The following is a 2,388-nucleotide window of genomic DNA, read 5'->3' as shown; positions in this document are numbered from 1 at the left end:
CATTACTATTTTCATCGGTCGTCCTATTCACCGATTCACCCAACAACCTCGTATCTTAATTTCTTGCTACACTTAAATAACAAAGCACTGATTTACCGAAAGGGCGTAACAGACCGACAGTTGCTATTCACCGTCTTTCTATGTTTTTTAAATCTGCAATTCGGGTAGAAACACCACATAACCAGGGTTTTTAAAGCAGAAGGGGAGGTTATTGGATCATGACACCAGAAGATCTTGTAAATGATGTCAAGCGTGCGCTATCTTCAGATACGCGCATCGACCAGTCTATGGTCCGGGTAAGCGGAGAGCAACCGGGTGTTATTGTCCTCGACGGCCAAGTTGATACCTACAATGAAAAAGTGTTGGCCGAGGACATCACCGGTCGGGTGAGGGGTGTTAATGACGTCATCAACAACATCGGCGTCGTCCCACCGATTGCAAAGAGCGACGAGGAGATAGCCGATGACGTGCGAGGAAACCTTAAGCGTGATGCCTGGGTTGAGTGGAGCAGGATAAGCATCGAGGTAATCGATGGCGTTGTCTTTTTGAGGGGTACTGTGGCGTCGATGGTGGAGAAGCAGGAAGCCGAAAACGATGCGCGTTGGATTGCCGGGGTTGTTGACGTCGTCAACCATCTCGTGGTAAAACCAGAGATTACAATAGCTGATGCAGAGATCGAACGAGACGTCAGGGCCGCTTTGATTAAAAACACGCGGCTTGATCTGACCGAGATGAATGTGGATGTTACCGACGGTGTTGTCACCTTGACCGGCGAGGTTCCCAACTTTACACAGAAGAGGATCGCCGAATTCGTCGCATTCTCGGTGCCCGGTGTGGTGGACGTCGTAAACGAACTTCACGTAAGTGGAGCGGTTCGACCTGCGGCATAAGTGCGCGGTCGTCGGCCGTTTGCATAGATTTGGGAGGTCGCTAGAATGGCACGAACGGTAAAAGTCTATTCCACTCCGACGTGAGCGTTTTGTTCGTTGGTGAAGAAGTTTCTCGCCGATCAGGGTGTTCAATATAAAGAGATCGACCTGGCCGCCGATCCGGCAAAGGTAAGTGAGCTGGTAGAGGTATCAGGACAACTGGGAGTTCCGGTTACAGTGATCGGCAACGAGGTAATCATCGGTTTCGACCGGGGGCGATTGGAATCAGCGTTAGCCGCCTTATAACTCATAACCGGATAGCTGGAGAATTAGTCTTGCATGATGTAGTGATAATAGGCGCCGGTCCCGCAGGAATGACCGCCGCCGTGTACGCCGCCCGGAAAAAAATGGATGCACTGGTGCTTACCAATAATATAGGTGGAATGGCCGCATGGAGTGCGGGGATCGAAAATTATATGGGCTATAATTTGATTCCCGGCGCCGAGCTTATGGCTAAATTCGAAGAACAGGTTGAGGAATTCGGCATCCCGATAGAATACCAGCAGGTGGATAAGGTAACCAAGGAAGACTCGTTTTTTAACATCCATATCGTCACAGGAGAGGTAATCCGGGCGAAGAGTGTTATTATGGCCACCGGCAGGTCGCCACGGCGCTTAAATGTACCCGGCGAGAAGGAATTCGTCGGCAGGGGTGTGACCTATTGCGCAACATGCGATGCCCCGCTTTTTAAGAATATGGACGTTGCGGTAATCGGCGGGGGTAACTCGGCGCTCGGCGCTGCTGAACAGCTCATTAAAATCGCAAAGACAGTCAATATCGTCTCGATCGCCGGGTGGAGCGCCGATCCGATAATTCAGGAGAGGGTGCTTCACGCGCCTAATGTGGGGATATACAAAGGCTATGATCTTACTGCAATCGAGGGGCATAATTTTGTCGAGGGCATCAAAATAAAAGCCCGCAAAACAGGCGAGGAGGTCGAGCTTGCCGTACGGGGTGTCTTTTTTGAAATAGGCTCTGCGCCAAGTTCTACGCCTGTGAAAGATCTCGTTGAACTCGACGAAAAGCAAGAAATAATTGTCGACTGCAGTAATAAGACATCCATACCGGGTCTTTTCGCCGCGGGTGATGTCACGAGCGTCCCGCAGAAGCAAATTATCGTAGCGGCGGGTGAGGGCGCGAAAGCGGCGTTATCGGCATACGACTACGTAATCAGGCTACCTGAGGATATCAAGTAAGCCTACCCCGATTATCTCTTAGAGTATGGTTATCTTCTACCGAAGAGCCGTGCGGGCAAAACCCGCCGATCAACCAATGTGTGATGTAGCACTAGTACCGCGACATCCTACTTTCTGTGCATGTCATTCTGAAGGAGCGATTAGCAATTGATTGTCATTCTGAAGGAGCGATTAGCAATTGATTGTCATTCTGAAGGAGCGAATGCGACTGAAGAATCTTGGGTGCAGAAACCTTCTTCTTATGCAGGAGGGTCTAAGCTTAG

At 50.2% G+C, this 2,388-nt stretch carries 3 protein-coding genes; all 3 read left to right on the top strand.

Annotated elements, in window-relative coordinates; genetic code table 11:
* Positions 1 to 218: 218 nt before the first annotated feature.
* Positions 219 to 890, top strand: a complete 672-nt coding sequence (locus COY37_RS09930) for a BON domain-containing protein (protein WP_286678958.1) — start codon at positions 219 to 221, stop codon at positions 888 to 890.
* 99 nt (positions 891 to 989) lie between these two features.
* On the top strand, positions 990 to 1,175 hold the full coding sequence (locus COY37_RS09925; RefSeq protein ID WP_286678968.1) for a glutaredoxin family protein: 186 nt from the start codon (positions 990 to 992) through the stop codon (positions 1,173 to 1,175).
* Positions 1,176 to 1,204: 29 nt separating this feature from the next.
* Positions 1,205 to 2,125: an NAD(P)/FAD-dependent oxidoreductase gene (locus COY37_RS09920; RefSeq protein ID WP_286678957.1), complete on the top strand. Its 921-nt coding sequence runs from the start codon at positions 1,205 to 1,207 to the stop codon at positions 2,123 to 2,125.
* Positions 2,126 to 2,388: the final 263 nt, after the last annotated feature.

The organism is Candidatus Aquicultor secundus, assembly GCF_002791875.1.
GTDB classification, from domain to species: domain Bacteria; phylum Actinomycetota; class Aquicultoria; order Aquicultorales; family Aquicultoraceae; genus Aquicultor_A; species Aquicultor_A secundus.
Note: the sequence above shows the minus strand (reverse complement) of the source record. Positions and strands in the feature narration are given on the sequence as shown.

Coding starts and splice junctions, on each gene's coding strand:
- COY37_RS09930 (WP_286678958.1), top strand. CDS start 219: ATGACACCAGAAGATCTTGTAAATGATGTCAAGCGTGCGCTATCTTCA.